We start from the raw sequence: 21262 nt of genomic DNA on the forward strand, positions 1-21262 counted from the left end.
GGACGCGACCCCTGACCCACCGCACATGCGCGCCGCCGACACGGCCAGCGAGTCCGGACGCGGCCTGTTCCTCGTCGACCAGTTCGCGCGCACGTGGGGAGTCCGTCCGCTGGCCGGCAACGGCGGCAAGGTCGTCTTCGCGATCCTCGACCCCACGTGAAGTCGGGACAAAACGCGCAGGCGGGGCGGGACCGGTGTCCTGGGAGGGTCCCGGCGAGAACAGGACCGGGGTACACGGCGCTCGGGACGCCGCGCAGCGTCTCATAGGGGACGCAAATCAACAAGGAGAAACATGATGCGCAGGTCCCTTCTCGTCCCCGCCGTGCTGGCGGTCGCCCTCACCAGCGCCTGCACGGTCAACCTCGGCGACCTCGGCGCCAAAGTGGAACGGGACAAGGTGGAGGAGCAGGTGAGCACCCGGCTCGCGTCGCAGCTCGGCGGGACGCCGCGGTCGGTGACCTGCCCCGGCGACCTCAAGGGCGAGGTCGGCGCCAAGCTCCAGTGCTCGCTCGTCACCGCCGCCGGCGAGACGCAGGACGTCGCCGTCAACGTCACGTCCGTGGAGGGCTCGACCGTCAAGTTCGACATCAAGTCGACCCCGCGGTCCTCGCCGACGCCGACCCAGTCGACGCCGTCGAACGTGCCCGCCGTCGAGCGGAACGTGCTGGAGCCGCGGATCTCGGAACTGCTGACCCCCTCGCTGGGCGCGGCCCCGAAGTACGTGGTGTGCCCGGAGAACCTCCGCGGTGTGCCCGGCGTCACGATGCAGTGCCAGCTGGTCGACCAGGGCGGCGTGGAGCGGCAGGTCCTCGTGACGGTCACGTCGGTGGTCGGCACCACGGTCAACTTCAACCTGAAGCTGCTCAGCTGAGCCGCCGCGCGAGGTATCGTCCTCTTGAGTGATAGGGGACGACTATCAGTAGGCCGACGGTGGCGCAGTTGCGGGCGTTCGCCGCGCTCGCGGAGCACCTGCACTTCCGGGACGCGGCGGCCGCCCTGCGGATGAGCCAGCCCGCTCTGTCGGGGTCGGTGGCCGCCCTCGAGGACGCCCTCGACACCAAGCTGGTCGAGCGGACCACCCGCAAGGTGCTCCTGACTCCCGCCGGGGAGCGGGTGGCCCGCCGCGCCGAGATCGTCCTCGCCGAGCTGGACCGGCTCGTCGAGGAGGTCCAGGCGGTGCGGGGGCCTCTCGTCGGGCCGCTGCGGGTCGGGGTGATCCCCACCGTGGCGCCCTATCTGCTGCCGGTCGTCCTGCCCCGGCTCGCGGACGAGTACCCCGAGCTGGCGCTGGCGGTCCGCGAGGACCAGACGCAACCGATCGTCACCGAGCTCCTCGCCGGACGGCTCGACGTGGTGATCATGGCGCTGCCCTCGCCGCTTCCGGGGGTGACGGAACTCCCCCTGTACGACGAGGACTTCGTGCTGGTGGCCCCCTCGTCGTTCGATCTTCCGGCCTCCCCCGTCCCCCGGGAGATCCTGGGGAAGCTCGATGTGATCTTGCTGAACGAGGGGCACTGCCTGCGTGACCAGGCCCTGGACGTGTGCCGGGAGGCGGGGGCGCGCGCGGCCGCCGCCACCTATGCCACGAGCCTCGCCACCCTCGTGCAGCTGGTCTCCGGGGGGCTCGGCGTGACGCTCGTCCCGGAGACGGCCCTTCCGGTGGAGACGCGGCGGGCGCCCGGCCTGGCGCAGTACCGGTTCGCGCCGCCGGCGCCGTTCCGGCGGATCGGCCTGGCCTACCGGACGACCTCGCCCCGGACGCCGGAGTTCGAGGTGCTCGCGGAGAGTATTCGCGCCGCGGTGGGAATGCACAACGGTGCGGCATCCGTTCTACACCGTGAGTGATGACCGATCGTGGTCAGCGTTCGCCAGTATCGAGCACCCGATCGGTGTGACCTCTCGTGCCGCAATTGCTAACGTCGTGTGGTCGCACCGCTCCCGTGTGTGAACATCCGTTGGAGTGCCGTGAAACTGCTCGCCGCCACCCTGCTCGCCGCGCTGGTCCCCGCCGCGGCACCCGCCGTCCAGGAGGCGCCCGCCGCCCGGCCGTCGGCGACCGCCCGGCAGGCTTCCGAGCTGTGCGATCCCTCGACCGCCCGGGTGCGGACGGGTTCGGCGCACCGTGATCACAACGAGGTCACCGCGGCGGAGGCCGCCGCCGTCGACCGCGAGCTGGCCCGGCTCCGGCCCGGCACGGTGACGCGGGCGCGGATCACCGTCCCGGTGTACTTCCACGTCCTGCACTACGGGGCGCAGGGCAAGCTGTCCAAGAAGGCGATCAACGGGCAGATGCGCGTGTTGAACGCCTCGTACGCGGGCACCTACGGCGGCGCCGACACCGGCATCACATTCCAGCTGAAGGGGATCACCCGGACGGACAAGAAGTCCTGGTTCCGCAACCCCGAAGGATTCGAGCGGATCTTCAAGGCGCAGCTGCACAAGGGCGGCCCGCGGACCCTCAACCTCTACAGCGCGAAGATCCCCGGCGAGCTGCTCGGCTGGGCGACGTTCCCGTGGCGGTACAAGGCCAAGCCCAAGCAGGACGGCGTGATCATCCACTACGGCAGCATCCCGGGCGGGTCGATCGCCCACTTCAACCTGGGGTACAGCGCCACCCACGAGGTCGGGCACTGGCTCGGGCTGTACCACACCTTCCAGGACGGCTGCGGGGGCAAGGGCGACCGGGTGGCCGACACGCCGCCCGAGCGCGACCCCACCAACGGCTGCCCGACCGGCAAGGACACCTGCACCGCGCCCGGGGTCGACCCCGTCCACAACTTCATGGACTACGGGTTCGACGAGTGCATGACGGAGTTCACCGCCGGCCAGGCCGCCCGCGTCCGCCAGATCTGGTCGGCCTACCGCGCCTGACCGGCGGGAATGCCCGCCGGTGGGCGGCGTCCTAGGTGATGTCGACGATCGGGAGGTTCAGCGCTCCCGGCGCCCCCGCCGGGACGACCGGGTTCTTCGGCGGCACGGCGTTCAGCCTCCGGTAGCCGTGGCCCAGCTCGGGGCGGGCGTCCGGCTCGCCCTTGTTGGGCCACAGCGACATCGCCCGCTCCGCCTGCGCGGTGATCGTCAGGGACGGGTTCACGCCGAGGTTCGCCGAGATCGCCGAGCCGTCGACGACGTGCAGGCCCGCGTGCCCGTAGACGCGGTGGTAGGCGTCGATCACGCCGGTCTCCGGGGAGTCGCCGATCGCGCAGCCGCCGAGGAAGTGCGCGGTCATCGGGACGTCGAACAGGTCGCCCCAGCCGCCGCCGGGCATCCCGCCGATCTCCTCGGCGATGAGGCGGGTCGCCTCGTGCCCCTCCGGGATCCACGTCGGGTTCGGCTCGCCGTGCCCGGCGCCCGCGCGGACGTCCCAGCCGAACGGGCCGCGCTTCGGCCGCAGCGTGATCGAGTTGTCGCGGGTCTGCATGACGAGCGCGATGACCGTCCGCTCGGACCAGTGCCGGACGTCGAACAGCTGGATGAGGTCCTGCGGCCGCCGGAGGATCTCCTTGCCGAACTTCAGGATGCGGGGGGTGTGCTTCCCGCCGGGCTCGTCGCCGTCCACGAGGAGCGTCTGGAGCATCGCGAGCAGGTTGGAGCCGCGCCCGTAGCGGACGGGCTCGATGTGGGTCTCCGGCGTCGGATGGAACGACGACGTGATCGCGACGCCCTGGGAGAAGTCGGGGCCGGGCTGCCCGTTGCGCCGGCCGCCGCCGAGGATCGCCTCGGAGTTCGTCCGGGTCAGCGCGCCGAGCCGGTCCGACAGCCGCGGCAGCCGGCCGGTCGACTTCAGCTTGTGCAGCAGCTTCTGCGTCCCGTACGTGCCCGCGGCGAACACGACCTGCTCGCAGGTGAACGTCTTGCGGTTGCGGCCGAGCGACCCCGTCCGGACGATCTGCACCTCGTACCCGCCGCCGGGCAGCGGCGTCACCTTCGTGACGCGGCTGAGCGGCATGACCTTCGCGCCCGCCTTCTCGGCGAGGTACAGGTAGTTCTCGGTGAGCATGTTCTTCGCGCCGTGCCGGCAGCCGACCATGCACTCGCCGCACTCGGTGCAGCCCTTGCGACGCGGCCCGGCCCCGCCGAAGTACGGGTCGTCGCTCTCGACGCCGCCGCCGTCGCCGAAGTAGATCCCGACGGGCGTCTTGACGAACGTGTCGGCCTTGCCCATCCGCTCCGCGACCCGCTTGATCACCTTGTCGGCCGCGGTGATCGTCGGGTTCCGGACGACCCCCAGCATCCGCTTCGCCTGCTCGTAGTAGGGCGCGAGCTCGGCCTGCCAGTCGGTGATGTGCGCCCACTGCCGGTCCTTGAAGAACGGCGCCGGCGGGACGTACAGCGTGTTGGCGTAGTTGAGGGAGCCGCCGCCGACGCCCGCCCCGGCGAGCACCATGACGCGGCTGGCCTTCTCGCCCCGGATGAAGTGGATCCGCTGCATCCCGGTGAGGCCCAGCGCGGGTGCCCAGATGTAGCGGGACACGCGCCAGTTCGTCTTCGGCAGCGCCGCGTACCGCGCCCCGGGCGGGCCGCCCGGGTTCGTGTCGAAGCGGCGGCCCGCCTCGATGACGCCGACCTTGTAGCCCTTCTCGGTGAGGCGCAGCGCCGAGACGCTGCCGCCGAACCCCGAGCCGATGACCAGGACGTCGAAGTCGTGCTTCACGGGGGGCACCTGTCCTCTTACTTGATACGGAGCTTCTTCATGACCTTGATGCCGGTGGACATGACGTCCGCGAACTTCTCGTAGCCCACGGCCGCGGGGGGCTCGAGGTCCATGAAGTGCTGGCTCGCGACCGTCTGCACCTCGGTGAACTTGAGGATCCCCTCGGCGCCGTGGCGGCGGCCGACGCCGGACTGCTTCATGCCGCCCATCGGGGCGTCGTAGGACGCGAACGCCGCGCCGTACCCGTCGTTGATGTTGACGGTGCCGGCCTGGACGCGGGCGGCGATGCGGCGCCCCCGCGCGACGTCCTTCGTCCAGATGGACGCGTTGAGGCCGTAGGCGGTGTCGTTGGCGCGGGCGACGACCTCGTCCTCGTCGCGGAACCGGTAGACGGACACGACCGGCCCGAACGTCTCGTTCGCGCACAGGTCCATGTCGCCGTTGACGTCCGCGAGGATCGTCGGCTCGTAGAAGAGGGGGCCGATGTCCGGGCGGGCCTTGCCGCCCGCGAGGACGGTGGCGCCCGCCTCGACGGCCTGCTCGACGTGCCGGCTGACGGCCTCCAGCTGGCGGGCGTGGGTGAGCGAGCCCATCTCGGCCTCGAAGTCGAGGCCGGTGCCGAGCTTCATCGCCTTGGTGAGCTCGGCGAAGCGCGCCACGAAGCGGTCGTAGACGTCCTCGTGGACGTACATCCGCTCGATCGAGATGCACAGCTGCCCGGCGTTGGTGAAGCAGGCGCGCATGGCGCCCCGGGCGGCCCGCTCGATGTCGGCGTCCGCCAGGACGATCATCGGGTTCTTGCCGCCGAGCTCCAGGGAGTAGCCGACGAGCCGGGGCGCGACCTTGGCGGCGATGGCCCGGCCGCCTCCGGTCGAGCCGGTGAACGACACGTAGTCGGCGTCGTCGATCAGCGGGTCGCCGATGTCGGCGGGGTCGCCGACGACGATCTGCCACAGGTCGCGGGGCAGCCCGAGCGCGACGAGCAGGTCGAGCACCCACAGGCTGGACAGGCACGTCTGCGTGTCCGGCTTGTGGATCACGGCGTTCCCCGCCATCAGCGCGGGCGCGATGTCGCTGGCGCCGAGCGAGAACGGGTAGTTCCAGGGGGCGATGAGCGCGACGACGCCCTTCGGGTGGCGCAGCTCCTGGACGCGGGTGACGCCCGGCATCATGCCCTTGCGGCGGCGGGGCTTCAGCAGGCCGGAGGCGCGGCGGGCGTAGTAGAGGGAGCAGAGCGCCACGTCCAGGAACTCCTCCATGGCGTGGCGGCGGGCCTTGCCCGTCTCCAGCTGGATGACGTCCAGGATCTCCTCGCGCCGGTCGACGAGCGCGTCGGCGAGCCGCAGGAACGGCTTGACCCGCTCGGAGACGGGCTTGGCCGCCCAGGCCCGCTGCGCCTCGCGCGCCCGCGCGTAGGCGGCGCGGACGTCGTCGGCGGTGGACACCGGCACGGTCGCGAGCGGCTCGCCGGTGAAGGGGGTCGGGATCGTCACGGTGGCGGCGCCCTCGGAGGCGACGTGGGACGCCAGCCGGTCGAGGAGGGTCTGCGGAAGCGTGTGCGTCGTCTCGCCTGCGGCGGCCGTCGGGGTTGCCATGGATGCACACTATGACCCACCGGCCATATCTGGCTACCTGCAAGTAACGGTGTGCTTTGGGTGATATCCGCTACTCCGTTGCACGTCATTCGACGGAAGGTGATAACCGGAACTCGGCTGGAGCGATCCAAAGACAACGGAGTCAGCAACCCGGTGGCCTGTCATGACGCTCCGGTGTATCCCGGATACAGAGGGAGAAACCGGCGTCCACCCCCGGCCGCTCCGGCGTCCGCTGCCGCCCGTCCGGGCACCCCGGGGCGCGCGCCCGCATGCCTGGAGGAACGCGCACATGAACGACGCCCCCGCCACCGCAGGCGACCCGGCGGACGCGAGCGGCAGCCCACGCGCCCGGCGAGCCCGCCGGGAGCAGACCCGCGACGCCCTGCTCGGCGCCGCCGAACGGCTCTGGGCGGAACGCGGCATCCACGGAGCCTCACTGGACGACATCGCCGCCGCGGCCGGCCTCACCAAGGGCGCCGTCTACTCCAACTTCGCGGGCAAGACCGACCTGCTCCTCGCCCTCCTCGACCGCTTCACCCGCGACCGCGCCGGCATCGACGTCTGCGCCGAACTCCACGCCGCCGCCCAGCCCCAGGACGAACCCGGCGGCCCCGCCGGACGCGCCCCCCGGCACGACCCGGCCGACCGCGCCCGCCTCCCCGCGCTGCTGCTCGTGGAGTTCTGGCTCTACGGGATGCGCGACTACGCCGCCGGCTGGCGCATCGCCGACTGGTACGCCGAACGCCGCGCCCGCATGGCGGAGGACCTGGCCGGGGACGGCACGGAACGCGCGGCGGCCGTCCCCCCGGAAGCCGTCGCCCCGGACGAGCGGGCCGCCCTCGCCATGGCGCTCGACCTGGGGCTCGCGTTCCAGCACCTGCTCGACCCCGACCGCGTCCCGGCCGACCTGTACTCGACGGGCCTGAACCTGATGCTGCGCCGGTCCGCCGGCTGAACGGGAACGGGCCGCGCGGCCGTGAAGCCGCGCGGCCCGTTCCGGCGCCGAGCGCCGGGCCTACTCGCCCGAGGCGGGCGGGAGGTTCTCCGTCGGCGGCGTCGTCGCGGTGTCGGTCGGCGGGATCTCGACCTCCGGCGCGACCGGCTCGCCCGGCTTCGTCTCCGGCTCCGCCCCCGGCTCGGTGGCGTTGTTCGGGACGGTCGGCACCTTCGGCGCCCACGGGGCGATGATCAGCGTTCCCTTGGCGGCGGCGTACACCCGGTTGAAGTTCTCCAGGTACCGGTCGTACGTCCAGCCGTGGGAGACGGTGACGATGGCCTCGTCGTTCCAGCGCAGCGCGTCCGTCGTGTAGCTGTGGCTGCCGGTCATCACGATCTTGCGCTTGGCCCCGCCGTACGTGCCGTCGATCAGCAGGTACTTGGAGTGCGCCCGCTTCGTCTGCGCCTTCGTGAAGTACTTGACGGACACCCCGCCGTTCGGGCCCGGCCGCGACAGGGACTCGACCGCCGCCTCACCGTAACTGCCGCTGACGATCTTCACGTCGCAGCCCCGGTCGTCCAGCCGCGTCAGCCGGGACGTGATCCCCGTGCGGGTGAACAGGCCGCTGGACATCCGGATGCGGGTGCCGCCCGTGCAGCTCACCTTGTCGAGGGCCTCGGCGATGGGGTCGGCGCCCGACGCCTTCGGATAGAACGTCACGGAACGGTAACCGGCGTTGTACGTCCGGTAGTAGTTGGCGTTCGGGACGTGCTTCAGCAGGTCGTAGAAGTACTTGCGGTACGCCGCGTAGAGCTTCGCGTCGACCATCGTGTAGGCGTCGTTGTACTGGTTGTACATGCCGCCGGTCGCGTTTCCGGACGCCTGCACGACGATGTTGCGCGACTTGTAGGTGTGGGAGAACGCGTAGAACTTGTTGTGGTTCTTGGCCCACTGGCCCTTCACCGCGGGGGCGATGCAGCCGCGCCCCTTCGGGCAGACGTAGATCCAGGACGACTTGGCCGTGTTCGCGCCCAGATTGGCGCGCAGGTAGTCGTAGGTCTCGCGGCGGTGGTTCAGCGAGTCGGAGTCGACGATGACCCGGACCTTCGCACCGCGCCGCTTGGCCGCGACGAGTTCCTTCGCCATTCCGGTCGTCTGCAGCCGGAACAGCGAGACGTCGATCTCGCCGCCCTTCGGCGTGTGCCGGATCAGCTTCTTGATGTAAAGGTCGATCGCGCCCGCCTGCGCGGTGCTCCCTGTCGGCAGGTTGAACCGCGGCCCCTGCGGGACGGTCCCGGACGGCCGGGATCCGCCGAACGTCGTGTACGCGCCCTCCTGACGGGAGCGCACATCGGGACCCGCCGCCAAGGCGCCGGACGCCAAGGCGATCTCGGCGGAGGCGACCCCCGCCACGATGAATCCCGACACGACCGCTGAGCGCCGCACTGATGCCCTCCCCACAGGACCGGTCTTTTGACCGGCACAAGGGCAGGACATTAGCAGTTATGGATCACTCAATGATCTCGTGTCTGGTTATCTGCGATTTCCGCATCCGGACAGTGCGTGAATTCGGACACACCCATCACGGACGAGCGTCAGGGTGTAGCGGTCGGCACGATGTCGGGGGCGCCGCGCCGGTGCGCGTCGGCCTCCTGGTCGTCCACCTGGGACTGCGACGCCCGCTCCGCCTCGACCCGCTTGCGGTAGTACTCGATCTCCCGGTCGCGCTGCTTCTTCGACCAGCCGAGGACGGGCGCGAGCAGGTCGGCGGCCTCCTGCGCGACGCCGACGCCCCGGTCCCACGTCTCGAACGAGATGCGGGTCCGGCGGCCCAGCACGTCGTTGAGGTGCCGGGCGCCCTCATGCGACGCGGCGTACACGATCTCGGCGCGGAGGTAGTCGTCCGCGCCGTTCAGGGGCTTGCCGAGGTCCGGCTGGCCCGCGATCAGGCCGAGCAGGTCGTCCATCAGGGTCCCGTAGCGGCGCAGCAGGTGCTCGATGCGCGCCACGTGCAGCCCGGAGCGGGACGCCAGCCGGTGCCGCGCGTTCCACATCGCCTGGAACCCGTCGCCGCCGACGAGCGGGATCCGGTCGGTGCACGACTCGGCGACCTTGCCGTCCAGGCCGTGCGCCACCGCGTCGATCGCGTCCTTCGCCATGACCCGGTACGTCGTGTACTTGCCGCCCGCCACCAGGACCAGGCCCGGGACGGGGTGCGCTACGACGTGCTCGCGCGACAGCTTCGACGTCTCCTCCCGCTCCCCCCGCAGCAGCGGCCGGAGCCCCGCGTACACGCCCTCCACATCGTCATGGGTGAGGGGCGTGTTCAGGACGGCGTTCACATGGTCGAGGACGTAGTCGATGTCGGTTTTGGACGCGGCCGGATGCACCTTGTCGAGATCCCACGCGGTGTCGGTCGTCCCGATGATCCAGTGCCGGCCCCACGGGATGACGAACAGCACCGACTTCTCCGTGCGCAGCAGGATGCCGGTCGCGGAATGGATCCGGTCCTTCGGCACGACGAGATGGATGCCCTTGGACGCCTTCACATGGATCTGCCCGCGCCCGCCGACGAGCTCCTGAATGTCGTCCGTCCACACGCCGGTCGCGTTCACCACCTGCTTCGCGCGGACCTCGCACGTCGTGTTCGCCTCCAGGTCGCGGACCCGCAGGCCGGTGACCCGCTCGCCCTCCCGCAGGAACCCGACGCACTGCGTCCGGGACGCGATCCGCGCCCCGTACGCCGCCGCCGTCCGCAGCGCCATCATCACGTAGCGGGCGTCGTCGACCTGCGCGTCCCAGAGCTGGATCGCGCCGGTGAACGACTCCTTGCGCAGCGACGGCGCCAGCTTCAGCGCGCCCCGCCGCGTCAGATGCCGGTGGTGCGGGACGCCCCGCGTGCTCCCCATCTGGAACGCCAGCGCGTCGTACAGCGCGACGCCCGCGCCGATGTAGCCGCGCTCCCACACCCGGCGCGTCGTCGGCAGCAGGAACGGCACCGGACGGACGAGATGCGGCGCGATCGTCTGCAGCAGCAGGCCCCGCTCCGTCAGCGCCTCCCGCACCAGGTCGAAGTCGTACTGCTCCAGGTAGCGCAGGCCCCCGTGGATCAGCTTCGACGACCGCGACGACGTCCCCGACGCGAAGTCGCGCGCCTCGACGACCGCGACCGACAGGCCCCGGGTGGCCGCGTCCAGCGCGGCGCCCGCCCCGACGATGCCCGCCCCGACCACGACCACGTCGAACTCCTCGCGGGACATGCGGTCGAGCGCCGCCGCCCGCTCGGCCGGACCGAGCCGCGCACTGCCGAGACCGGTCACCGGTGATCCCGCCATCGATATCCCCCCAGAGCGATCGGGTGCACTGCCGTACCTACCCAACAGTAGGGTGGGGGCACTCCGGGGGAAGGTCCGATTGACCGGCCGGTGCCGCCGGCATGGCGCCCGCGGCTCCCCCGCCTACACCGCCTGCGGCGCGACGACCACCTGGACCCGCTGGAACTCCTTCAGCTCCGTGTACCCGGACGTCGCCATCGCGCGGCGCAGCGCCCCGATCAGGTTCATCGAGCCGTCCGTGACGTGGGACGGGCCGAACAGCAGCTGCTCCATCGTCCCGATCGTGCCGAGGTCGAGGCGGGTACCGCGCGGCACGTCACCGTGATGCGCCTCACTGCCCCAGTGGTAACCGCGTCCGGGCGACTCCGTCGCGCGGGCGAACGGCGACCCCACCATCACCGCGTCCGACCCGCAGGCGAACGCCTTCGCGATATCGCCGCTGTTCACCATGCCGCCGTCGGCGATCACGTGGACGTAGCGTCCGCCGGACTCGTCCATGTAGTCGCGGCGGGCCGCCGCCACGTCCGCGACCGCCGTCGCCATCGGCACCGCGACGCCCAGCACCGTGCGGGTCGTGTGGCCCGACCCGCCGCCGAACCCGACGAGGACGCCCGCCGCGCCGGTCCGCATCAGGTGCAGCGCCGCCGTGTACGTGGAGCAGCCGCCGACGATGACGGGCACGTCCAGGTCGTAGATGAACTGCTTGAGGTTCAGCGGCTCCGCCCGCCCGGACACGTGCTCCGCCGACACCGTAGTGCCGCGGATCACGAACAGGTCGACGCCCGCGTCGATGACGGCCTTGTGGAACTGCGCCGTCCGCTGCGGGGACAGCCGCGCCGCGACCGTCACGCCCGCCTCACGGATCTCCGCGATCCGGCGGCCGATCAGCTCCTCCTTGATCGGCTCGGCGTAGATCTCCTGGAGCCGGCGGGTCGCGCGGACGTCGTCCAGCGACGCGATCTCGGCGAGCAGCGGCTCGGGGTTCTCGTAGCGCGTCCACAGCCCTTCAAGGTCGAGGACGGCGAGACCGCCGAGGCGCCCGATCGCGATCGCGGTGGCCGGGCTGACGACGCTGTCCATCGGCGCGACGACGAGCGGCATGTCGAAGCGGTAGGCGTCGATCTGCCAGGCGACGCTGACCTCCTCGGGATCGCGCGTCCGGCGCGACGGCACGATGCCGATGTCGTCGAAGGCGTACGCCCGACGGCCGCTCTTCCCCCGGCCGATCTCCACCTCAGCAGCCAATCTGTGTTCCTTTCATTGCCCTTGGCGTCAGGCCCTGACGGCCTGCCTTCGGCGGGCAATGCGGCGATCGCTGCATCGCTCCGACTCGCCCAGGGGGCTCACGATCAGGTTCTCGCAAGCTCGAACCTGGCTTCGCTCGCGATCGCAACGTTTCGGTTGTTGCAGGCTTGGGTTCCTGCCCTGGGATTCTACCTACCCTGGTAGTTGGGGGCCTCTACGGTCATCTGGATGTCGTGGGGGTGGCTCTCGCGCAGGCCGGCGGAGCTGATCCGCATGAGCTGGCCGCGCTCCTGCAGCTCGGGGATGGTGCGCGTCCCGGCGTACCACATCGACTGGTGCAGGCCGCCGACGAGCTGGTGCGCGACGTTCGCGAGCGGGCCGCGGTAGGGCACCTGGCCCTCGACGCCCTCGGGGATCAGCTTCTCCTCGCTGGCCACGTCCGCCTGCGCGTAGCGGTCCTTGGAGAAGGAGGCGCCGCGCTCCCGGTTGCGCATCGCGCCGAGCGACCCCATGCCCCGGTAGGACTTGTACTGCTTGCCGTGGACGAAGATCAGCTCGCCGGGAGACTCCTCGATGCCCGCGAGCAGGCTGCCGAGCATCACCGTGTCGGCACCCGCGACGATCGCCTTGGCGATGTCGCCCGAGTACTGGACGCCGCCGTCCCCGATCACCGGGACGCCCGCCTCCTTGGCGGCGCGCGCCGCCTCGAAGATCGCGGTGAGCTGCGGCACGCCGACCCCCGCCACGATGCGGGTGGTGCAGATCGAACCCGGCCCGACCCCGACCTTCACGGCGTCCGCACCGGCCTCCACCAGGGCCTTCGCGCCCGCGTAGGTCGCGACGTTCCCGCCCACCACCTGCACGGGCGCGTTCGCCTTGATCGCGGCGATGGTGTCGGCGACGCCCTTGGAGTGCCCGTGCGCGGTGTCCACGATGATCACATCGGTGCCCGCCTCGATCAGCGCGTGGGCGCGGCGGAGGGCGTCCTGCCCGACGCCCACGGCCGCCGCCACAAGCAGCCGCCCGTCGGCGTCCTTCGTGGAGTGCGGGTACTGCTCGCTCTTCGTGAAGTCCTTGGTGGTGATCAGCCCGCGCAGCCGGCCCTCGCCGTCGACCAGCGGCAGCTTCTCCACCTTGTGGGTGCGCAGGAGCCGGAACGCCTCCTCGCGCGACACGTCCTCCGGCGCCGTGACGAGCGGCATCGCCGTCATCACCTCGCGGACCGGACGGGCCGGGTCGGTCTCGAACCGCATGTCGCGGTTGGTCACGATGCCGACCAGCACGCCCCGCACGTCCGTGACCGGCACTCCGGAGATCCGGTAGCCGGCGCACAGCTCCTCGACGTCGGCGAGCGTCGCGTCCGGCAGGCACGTCACCGGATTGGTGATCATCCCGGCCTCGGACCGCTTCACCCGGTCGGCCTGCTCCGCCTGCTCCTCGATCGCCATGTTCCGGTGCAGGACGCCGATACCGCCCTGGCGCGCCATCGCGACGGCCGTCCGGGCCTCGGTCACGGTGTCCATCGCCGCCGACACGAGCGGGATCCGCAGCGAGATCTCCCGCGTCAGCCGGGTCGTGGTGTCGGCCTCGCCGGGCTGGAGATCCGAGTACCCGGGCAGCAGCAGGACATCGTCGAAGGTCAGGCCCTGCGGAAGGAATTTGGCGGTCTCGGCGGCGGGGTTCATGACAACCTTTCCCATGGTGGCGGCATCCGGCCAGGTCATGGCGACCCTGTGCCCATGGTACGGGGCTGAGCTCCGCTGACATGGGGCAACGGTGCTTTCGCTCCTGTGCGCTGGACCACCCCGCCCCCGCGCAGAGTGATTGTTCGCGCACAGAAGACGGCGCGGGGTGCACCCTTCCGGGCGGCGCGCAGTAGCGTGGGGGTGTGCAGGACGATGCCCCGCTCGACCCGTTCGCCGGAGACCCGGAGGATCCGGCGGCGTCGCTCGGCGACCCCACGGACGAGGCCGCCCCGCTCAGCGTGACGGAACGCGAGGACGTCCTCGCCGACCTCGCCGACCTCGAGGTCTTCCGCGCCCTGCTGGAGCCCCTGGGCATCCGCGGCCTCACGGTCGACTGCGCCGACTGCGGCAGGCTCCACTACATCGACTGGGACCTCCTGCACGGCAACCTGCGCCACCTCCTCGACCGCGGCCTCCCCCGCGTCCACGAGCCGGCCCTGGCACCCGACCCCATCGACTACGTGAGCTGGGAGTACGCCCGCGGCTACGTCGACGGCGTGATCGACAGCGAAGAGAGCAACGACGACGACTGACCGTCCGGTCGGCCCGACCGGGTCAGCGGTGGCGGTATCCGTTGAGGTGCTGTTCCGTCCGTTTGCGGAGGTCTTCCAGGCGCAGGCGGCGCAGGTCGTCGGGGGCGTCGCGGCGGACGGTGCGGCCGGGCGGTCCGTAGCGGACGGGGGCGCGGCGGTCGGGACGGTCCGCCAGCAGGCTCTCCAGGTACCGGCGCAGGCGTTCGAGTTCGGCGCGGCCCGGGTTCTCGGGCCGCTTCGCCACGGCGCGCCCACGGCCGCCGGACGGGCGGGACGGAGCGGCGGCGCGCGGCGGGTCGGGGCGCTCGTGGGTGCCCGCGGCGCTGTCGCCGGCCTCGCGCTCGACGGCGGGCGCGATGGCGGCACGGGCCGGCGGCTCGACCGGGCGCTCCTCGACGAGGCCGCCGCCGGCCGCGGCGACCCCGGTGCTCGCGAGGACCAGCCCCGACACGCCGAGCGTCACGATCGTCCGGGGGCCGTGGCGGCGGCGCGGACCCGGGCCGGAGGGGTCGCCGCCCGGTTCACCGCCCCGGCCGGCGGCCGGGGGGTCGTCCACGTCCTCGATGAGCGCGCGGAGCAGCCCGGCCGCGGGGTCGGACTCGCCGGGGCCGGGCGCGCGGCGCGCGGCCAGCGACTCGATCAGCGCGTCCGTGCGGCGCACCTCGCCCAGGTCGGAGAGCAGGCTCCGCTCGGTCAAGCGATCGGCTCCTCTCTCGCCATCGCCCGCAGCCGGGCCAGCGCCCGATGCTGGGCGACACGGACGGCCCCCGCGGTCATGCCGAGCACGCTGCCGGTCTCCTCGGCCGACAGGCCCGCGACGACCCGCAGGAGCACGAGCTCCCGCTGGTGCTCGGGCAGCCGGGTGAGCAGGTCGCGGGCGCGCTGGGCCTCGATGGTCCGGACGACGGTCTCCTCCGGGCCGGGCCGGTCGTCCGGGCCGTCCGGGAGGTCCTCGGTGGGAACCGCGGCGCGGACGGCGCTGCGCAGCGCGTCGGCGATCTTGTGGGCGGCGATGCCGAACACGAACGACGCGAACGGGCGGCCCATGTCGCGGTAGCGGGGCAGCGCCGACAGGACGGCGATGCAGACCTCCTGGGCCACGTCGTCCGCGATGTGGTACTGCCCCGAGACGCGGCCGAGCCGGGCCCGGCAGTAGCGCACCACCATCGGGCGCACCTCGGCGATCAGGACCTCGATGGCGCCGGGATCGCCCTGGACGGCGAGCGTCGTCAGCTCCTTGAGGTCGCCCTCGCCGTCGCGCGCGGCGCGTAGCGCCCGTACGCGGCCGGTCGCGCGGGGAGGGGCGGACCCTCCCGAGGGTACGGCGCGCGCGGTCATGGTCCCGGCGTAGCTTCCCTCGGTCACGTGAGCATGATGCCCAGAGCCCGCGCGGCCTGTCCCACCGTCCCCGGCAACGGAATGGTCACAGTGGTCCGGCGCTCCTGGGGATACTACGCACCGCGCCTGCGCGGTCTCCCAGCGTCCACCGAAAACGGCGAGGCCCCCGTCCGGAAAAGGGAACGGGGGCCTGGGCCGGGATCGCCGTGAGCGCGGCCGGGACTTGCTCGGACTCAGTGGCCGTGGCCGTGACCGTGACCGTGGCCGCCGGCGGCGGGCTCCTCCTCCTCGGGCTTCTCGACGACGAGAGCCTCGGTGGTGAGCAGCATGCCGGCGATCGACGCGGCGTTGGTGACCGCGGAGCGGGTCACCTTGACCGGGTCGATGACGCCCTGGGCGATCAGGTCGCCGTACTCGCCGGTGGCGGCGTTGTAGCCGTGCCCGGCCTTGAGCTCCTGGACCTTGGAGACGACGACGTAGCCCTCCTGGCCCGCGTTCTCGGAGATCCAGCGCAGCGGCTCGACCAGCGAGCGGCGGACGGCCTCGGCGCCGGTGGCCTCGTCGCCGGACAGGCCGAGCGCGTCGAAGCCCTCCTTGGCGACGTGCACCAGGGCGCTGCCGCCGCCGGACACGATGCCCTCCTCGATCGCGGCGCGGGTCGCGGAGATGGCGTCCTCGAGGCGGTGCTTCTTCTCCTTCAGCTCCACCTCGGTCGCCGCGCCGACGCGCAGGACGCAGACGCCGCCGGCCAGCTTGGCCAGGCGCTCCTGCAGCTTCTCGCGGTCCCAGTCGGAGTCGCTGTTGTCGATCTCGACCTTGATCTGGGCGATGCGGCCCTCGATCTCGCCCGAGTCGCCCTCGCCGTCGACGACGGTGGTGGCGTCCTTGGTGACGGTGACGCGGCGGGCGCGGCCGAGGTCCTCAAGGCCGATCGAGTCGAGCTTGAGGCCGATGGCCTCGCTGACGACCTGGCCGCCGGTGAGGACGGCCATGTCGCCGAGCATCGCCTTGCGGCGGTCGCCGAAGCCGGGGGCCTTCACGGCGACGGACGTGAACGTGCCGCGGATCTTGTTCGCGACGAGCAGCGCGAGGGCCTCGCCCTCGACGTCCTCGGCGACGACCAGCAGCGGCTTCTTGGTCTGGGCGACCTTCTCCGCCAGCGGCAGGAACTCCTGCACGTTGGAGATCTTGCCGTCCACGATGAGGATGTAGGCGTCCTCGAGGACGGCCTCCATGCGCTCGGGGTCGGTCACCATGTGCGGCGACAGGTAGCCCTTGTCGAACTGGAGGCCCTCGGTGAACTCCAGCTCGAGGCCCATGGTGTGGGCCTCCTCGACGGTGATGACGCCGTCCTTGCCGACCTTCTCGAACGCCTCGGCGATCAGCTCGCCGATCTTGGCGTCCTGGGCGGAGATGGTCGCGACGTGCGCGATCTCGCCCTTCTCCTCGACCTCGCGGGCCGTCTTCAGCAGCGTGTCCGACACGTACTGGGCGGCGATGTCGATGCCGCGCTTGAGGCTCAGCGGCGAGGCGCCGGCGGCGACGTTGCGCAGGCCCTCGCGGACCATCGCCTGCGCCAGCACGGTCGCGGTGGTGGTGCCGTCGCCCGCGATGTCGTTGGTCTTGGTCGCCACCTCCTTCGCGAGCTGCGCGCCGAGGTTCTCGTACGGGTCCTCGAGCTCCACCTCGCGGGCGATGGTCACGCCGTCGTTGGTGATGGTCGGGGCGCCGAACTTCTTGTCGATGACGACGTTGCGGCCGCGCGGGCCGATCGTCACCTTGACGGCGTCGGCGAGAGCGTTGACGCCGCGCTCAAGAGCCCGGCGCGCGTCCTCGTCGAACTCCAGGATCTTCGCCATGCGGATTCTCCCTTGTCACGCGATCCGCCCCGGACCGTCCCGCCGTCGGCGGCGCGATCCGGGGCGGGCGCATCACGTCTCGGTGATTACTTCTCGATGACCGCGAGGACGTCGCGCGCCGAGAGGACGAGGTACTCCTCGCCGTTGTACTTGACCTCGGTGCCGCCGTACTTGCTGTAGAGCACGACCTCGCCGACCTTCACGTCGACGGGGATGCGCTCGCCCTTGTCGTCGACGCGGCCGGGGCCAACGGCGACGACGGTGCCTTCCTGGGGCTTCTCCTTGGCGGTGTCGGGGATCACGAGCCCCGACGCGGTGGTGGTCTCGGCCTCAAGCGGCTGGACGACGATGCGGTCCTCGAGCGGCTTGAGAACAACCTTGGTGGCGGTCGTCACGATCTGACCTCCCCTTCGATCGGTCTCGGTCGGCCATGGCTGACCGACCGGCACTTTGGCAGAAGAGGCGACCCTGGACCGGCCTGCCGTCGCGGGTGCCAGACCGACCTTGTCGCTGATTGGCACTCTACCGTGGAGAGTGCCAGTAGTGGACACTATGCCGCGCCTGGCACGCCGTCAACACGGACACGGCACCGCCGCGGACGCGTCGCGGCCGGGCCGCCGGACGGCCCGTCCCCATTTCCCGGGCCGCTACCTTCCAGCCTATGGACATCGCGTCGTTCCTGCGCCTGCTGACGCCCGCCGGCCAGGAACTTCTCGCCGCGGCGGCCGCCGCGGACACCGGCCGGGACGGGCTGATCGGCACCGCGTCCCGGCTCCGGGAGCGGCACGATCCGCGGCTCGTCGCGGCGGCGCTCACCCAGGTGCGGCTGCGCGAGCGCGGCCGGGCCAAATTCGGTCACGACGCCGAGCGGATGTACTTCACGCGGGCGGGTCTCGAGCAGTCGACGCGGGCGGCCGTGGCCGCGTACCGCGCCCGCCGGTTCGCCGAACGGGCGCCGGGGGCGCGGGTGCTGGAGCCGGGCTGCGGCATCGGGTCGGACCTGCTGGCGCGGGCTCGGGCGGGCCTGGCGGGCGAGGGCGTCGAGCGGGACCCGCTGACGGCGGAGGTGGCGCGCGCGAACCTGGCGGTGTTCGGGCTGGACGGGGTCGCGTCCGTGCGGGTGGGCGACGCGGCGGACGAGGATCCGTCCGGGTTCGGGGCGGTCTTCGCCGATCCGGGGCGGCGCACCGCGCGGGGGCGCGTGTTCGATCCGCGCTCCTACGAGCCGCCGCTGGACACCGTCCTCGCCATGACCGGACGGGTCCCCGCGGCGTGCGTGAAGGTCGCGCCCGGCATCCCGCACGAGGCCGTCCCGGAGGGGGCCGAGGCGGAGTGGATCTCGGTCGGCGGCGAGGTGAAGGAGGCCGCGCTCTGGCTGGGCGGTCTCGCCGGGGAGGTGGAGCGGCGGGCCACGCTCCTCTCGTCCGGAGACGATCCCGAGGTGCGGACGCTGACGCCCGGGGGGCTGGGCGACCCGGACGTCCGCCCCTGGGGGCGGTACCTGTACGAGCCGGACGGGGCGGTCGTCCGCGCGCATCTCGTCGCGGAGGTCGCGGCGCTCGTCGGCGGCGGTCTCGCCGACCCGCGGATCGCGTACGTCACCTCGGACGAGCTGCGGCGCACGCCGTTCGCCGCGGCGTACGAGATCGAGGACGTCCTGCCGTTCTCGGTCAAGCGGCTGCGCGCGGAGCTGCGGCGCCGGGAGATCGGCGTTCTGACGGTGAAGAAGCGCGGTTCGGCCGTGGACGTCGAGAAGCTGCGGCGCGACCTGGGGTTCGGCGGCCGGCGGCCGGGGTTCGGGGACGGCGCGCTGACCGTCGTGGTCACCCGCGTGGGGCGCGATCCGGTCGCGCTGCTGGCCCGGCCGCGGCCCCTTTCCGGATGATCCTGCCCAAAGATCTCCCCGGCTCCCGAGTTCCACAAAGCGCCACCCCCGGACACGCCACGGGAAGGTAAAGCATCGTCGCGTTCCGGCATTCTTGCGTCGGCGGGCGGGAACGGGCGGTAAATCCATCGCCCGGTGCGCCGGGCGGGGCCGCGAGATCAACGGGCGGCCGCACGCCAAGATAGGTTCAGTGTCGGATGCGGATGCGCCCCTGAATGATCGGTCCGACATTACCTCACGCCCTCGGACGACCGCCCTGATGGAGCCTCACACTGGGCGAGAAGGTCGGATTTCGTAGGGCATATACGGACACTCTCCGGCCCGTCCGGCGCCGTCGCCTGACGTCTAGAACGGACGATACCGGCACAATTACTCGATTGCCGTATAACCGGGTAACAGGCGCATTCCACAGAACCCGCGATGTTCTCCATTACCCGTTTTCGTAACGCCTGACACGCACTACAGTGACGACTTCACGATTCATCGCCGGTCGCTATTTCGCCGCGTCGGCACACGAAGGAGCATCGGGTGGAAACGAATCACAACTTCCTGCAGACGGGAGGTCAACCGGTCTCGGATCGGATGCGGGAGTTGCTCGCCCGTGCGGCGCAGGACCATGTCTACGAACAGCGCTCGCAGAGTCAGGTGCTCGACGAGATACGGCAGCGGCTGGAAGGCATGGAGTGGCTCCTCCGGGAGGTCCGCGAGCGCGAGCTCACCGGCCTGACCGGGCAGCTCGAGGACGTGCGCGGCCAGGTCGACGCGCTGTCGAGCAAGCGCCCGCCCGAATGGGCCGCGGGGATGGCCCAGCACATCGAGCTGTTCGGCGAGCGGGTCAAGCCCGTCGCCGAGCTGCCCGCGCTGTGGGCCGACGTCGGCGTCGTCTCCGAGAACGTCGACGAGGGGCTGAACCGCCTCCAGGCGGTCCTCGACTCCGCCCAGCACATCGCCGACGCCACCCAGGCGGCCGCGCAGCGCATGGACGAGATGACCAAGCGGCTCGACAAGCTCCAGGGCAGCATGGAGGCCGCGTCCGTCCGCTTCAACCGGCTCGACAAGTCGCTCGCCGAACTCGGCCACCGCTCCGAGCGGCTCGAGCACTCCATCAACGGCGTCACCACCCGGGTCGACCAGTCCCTCGGCGAGTTCGCCGAACGCATGGACCAGGGCCTCGACGCGGTCGGCGGCCGGGTCGAGGGCGTCAGCGGCCGGCTCGACGGCATCGACGGCCGCCTGGAAGGGCTGTCGGGCAAGCTGAAGGGCGTCGACGGCCGGTTCGAGGGCCTGGAGGGCCACGTCGAGGCGGTCGCCGAGCACGTCGCGCGGCTGCCCGACACCCTCGAGATGGCCGAGCTGCACCGGCTGCTGGCCGAGCTGCTGCAGCGGCCCATCGACAACGGCGACCGGTTCGACGCGCTGGAGAAGTACCTCGCCGAGGCGGTCGACCCGCTCATCCACGAGCTGCGCGCCCGGCCGGACCGCGCCGAGGTCCGCGCGACGCTGTCGGAGATCACCGAGACGGCCTACAGCGACGTCGCCAAGCGGATGGACGAGTTCTCCCGCCGCTTCGAGGACGTCCACGACGACGTCCGTAAGCGCATCGAGGGCATCCACGACGGCGTCACCAAGCGCGTCGACGGCGCGCTGGACGAGTTCACCGCGCAGATCGACATCGTGTCGCGGCGCGTCGAGTCCGTGCACGGCGAGATGACCCGCCAGGTCGGCGGCGTCCAGGACGAGTTCGGCCGCCGCATCGGCGACATCCACGAGGACGTCAGCCGGCAGGTCGGCAACCTCCAGGAGAGCGTCACCAAGCAGGTCGGCAACCTCCAGGAGGACGTCCTCCGGCAGGTCGGCGGAGCGCACGACGAGTTCGCCCGGCGGGTCGACGGCGTCCAGGACGAGGTCACCCGGCAGGTCGGCGGCGTCCAGGCCGACCTGGGCAAGCGCTTCGCGGACGTGCAGCGCGAGCTCGGCCGCCGCGTCGACGGCGTCAGCGAGGACGTCTCCCGCCAGGTCACCGCGGTGCACGAGGACGTGCTGAAGCGGCTGTCCACGCTGGAGGAGACGATGCTGGCGCTCGCCGAGGCGCTGCTGCGGCCGCGCCGGGACGGCAAGGACTGACCCCGCCCACCC

Annotated in this window: 17 protein-coding genes; 7 read left to right on the top strand and 10 right to left on the bottom strand. The window is 71.7% G+C overall.

Annotation, left to right across the window (positions count from 1 at the left end):
- Positions 1 to 295 precede the first annotated feature (295 nt).
- From IE99_RS0125210 to IE99_RS0125220, 3 genes are all read left to right on the top strand, one after another.
- On the top strand, positions 296 to 871 hold the full coding sequence (locus IE99_RS0125210) for a DUF4333 domain-containing protein (RefSeq protein ID WP_169744479.1): 576 nt from the start codon (positions 296 to 298) through the stop codon (positions 869 to 871).
- 59 nt (positions 872 to 930) lie between these two features.
- Positions 931 to 1845 carry a hydrogen peroxide-inducible genes activator gene (locus tag IE99_RS0125215; protein WP_245623340.1) on the top strand — a complete coding sequence of 305 codons (915 nt, stop codon included), beginning with the start codon at positions 931 to 933 and terminating at the stop codon, positions 1843 to 1845.
- A gap of 120 nt (positions 1846 to 1965) precedes the next feature.
- Complete coding sequence (locus IE99_RS0125220; RefSeq protein ID WP_084219929.1) at positions 1966 to 2871, top strand: zinc metalloprotease; 906 nt, start codon at positions 1966 to 1968, stop codon at positions 2869 to 2871.
- A gap of 31 nt (positions 2872 to 2902) precedes the next feature.
- Here the strand turns inward: IE99_RS0125220 and IE99_RS0125225 are convergent, their stop codons facing one another.
- Positions 2903 to 4654 carry a GMC oxidoreductase gene (locus tag IE99_RS0125225; protein ID WP_030175922.1) on the bottom strand — a complete coding sequence of 584 codons (1752 nt, stop codon included), beginning with the start codon at positions 4652 to 4654 and terminating at the stop codon, positions 2903 to 2905.
- A gap of 17 nt (positions 4655 to 4671) precedes the next feature.
- The gene (locus IE99_RS0125230) at positions 4672 to 6249 is read right to left on the bottom strand and encodes a succinic semialdehyde dehydrogenase (protein WP_030175924.1); all 1578 of its coding nucleotides are present in this window, start codon (positions 6247 to 6249) and stop codon (positions 4672 to 4674) included.
- Between the two features lie 289 nt (positions 6250 to 6538).
- On the opposite strand from IE99_RS0125230, the gene IE99_RS0125235 reads away from it, so the two are divergent.
- On the top strand, positions 6539 to 7204 hold the full coding sequence (locus IE99_RS0125235; RefSeq protein WP_051713216.1) for a TetR/AcrR family transcriptional regulator: 666 nt from the start codon (positions 6539 to 6541) through the stop codon (positions 7202 to 7204).
- A 60-nt stretch (positions 7205 to 7264) separates the two neighbouring features.
- On the opposite strand, the gene IE99_RS0125240 is transcribed toward IE99_RS0125235, so the two are convergent.
- From IE99_RS0125240 to guaB, 4 genes are all read right to left on the bottom strand, one after another.
- On the bottom strand, positions 7265 to 8632 hold the full coding sequence (locus tag IE99_RS0125240) for a phospholipase D-like domain-containing protein (protein WP_051713217.1): 1368 nt from the start codon (positions 8630 to 8632) through the stop codon (positions 7265 to 7267).
- Between the two features lie 149 nt (positions 8633 to 8781).
- A complete protein-coding gene (locus IE99_RS0125245; protein WP_030175933.1) occupies positions 8782 to 10521 on the bottom strand; it encodes a glycerol-3-phosphate dehydrogenase/oxidase in 1740 nt (579 codons plus the stop codon).
- Between the two features lie 123 nt (positions 10522 to 10644).
- A complete protein-coding gene (locus IE99_RS0125250; protein WP_030175935.1) occupies positions 10645 to 11754 on the bottom strand; it encodes a GuaB3 family IMP dehydrogenase-related protein in 1110 nt (369 codons plus the stop codon).
- Between the two features lie 200 nt (positions 11755 to 11954).
- Positions 11955 to 13451 carry an IMP dehydrogenase gene (gene guaB / locus IE99_RS0125255; RefSeq protein WP_030175937.1) on the bottom strand — a complete coding sequence of 499 codons (1497 nt, stop codon included), beginning with the start codon at positions 13449 to 13451 and terminating at the stop codon, positions 11955 to 11957.
- Positions 13452 to 13654: 203 nt separating this feature from the next.
- On the opposite strand from guaB, the gene IE99_RS0125260 reads away from it, so the two are divergent.
- A complete protein-coding gene (locus IE99_RS0125260; RefSeq protein ID WP_030175939.1) occupies positions 13655 to 14044 on the top strand; it encodes a DUF5319 domain-containing protein in 390 nt (129 codons plus the stop codon).
- Positions 14045 to 14066: 22 nt separating this feature from the next.
- Here IE99_RS0125260 and IE99_RS0125265 read toward each other — a convergent pair whose 3' ends face one another.
- The 4 genes from IE99_RS0125265 to groES form a co-directional block, all read right to left on the bottom strand.
- On the bottom strand, positions 14067 to 14741 hold the full coding sequence (locus tag IE99_RS0125265; protein ID WP_030175940.1) for a hypothetical protein: 675 nt from the start codon (positions 14739 to 14741) through the stop codon (positions 14067 to 14069).
- Positions 14738 to 15382 carry a sigma-70 family RNA polymerase sigma factor gene (locus IE99_RS0125270; RefSeq protein ID WP_051713219.1) on the bottom strand — a complete coding sequence of 215 codons (645 nt, stop codon included), beginning with the start codon at positions 15380 to 15382 and terminating at the stop codon, positions 14738 to 14740. Before IE99_RS0125270 ends, IE99_RS0125265 begins: the two co-directional genes overlap by 4 nt.
- Positions 15383 to 15615: 233 nt before the next feature.
- On the bottom strand, positions 15616 to 17241 hold the full coding sequence (groL, locus tag IE99_RS0125275) for a chaperonin GroEL (RefSeq protein WP_030175945.1): 1626 nt from the start codon (positions 17239 to 17241) through the stop codon (positions 15616 to 15618).
- Positions 17242 to 17327: 86 nt separating this feature from the next.
- Complete coding sequence (gene groES, locus IE99_RS0125280) at positions 17328 to 17636, bottom strand: co-chaperone GroES (protein WP_030175948.1); 309 nt, start codon at positions 17634 to 17636, stop codon at positions 17328 to 17330.
- A 266-nt stretch (positions 17637 to 17902) separates the two neighbouring features.
- On the opposite strand from groES, the gene IE99_RS0125285 reads away from it, so the two are divergent.
- Both IE99_RS0125285 and IE99_RS0125290 read left to right on the top strand, forming a co-directional pair.
- The gene (locus tag IE99_RS0125285) at positions 17903 to 19126 is read left to right on the top strand and encodes a class I SAM-dependent methyltransferase (protein WP_030175951.1); all 1224 of its coding nucleotides are present in this window, start codon (positions 17903 to 17905) and stop codon (positions 19124 to 19126) included.
- 528 nt (positions 19127 to 19654) lie between these two features.
- Positions 19655 to 21250, top strand: a complete 1596-nt coding sequence (locus IE99_RS0125290; RefSeq protein ID WP_030175954.1) for an apolipoprotein A1/A4/E domain-containing protein — start codon at positions 19655 to 19657, stop codon at positions 21248 to 21250.
- The last annotated feature ends 12 nt before the right edge of the window (positions 21251 to 21262 follow it).

Source organism: Spirillospora albida (assembly GCF_000718255.1).
GTDB classification, from domain to species: Bacteria; Actinomycetota; Actinomycetes; order Streptosporangiales; family Streptosporangiaceae; genus Spirillospora; species Spirillospora albida.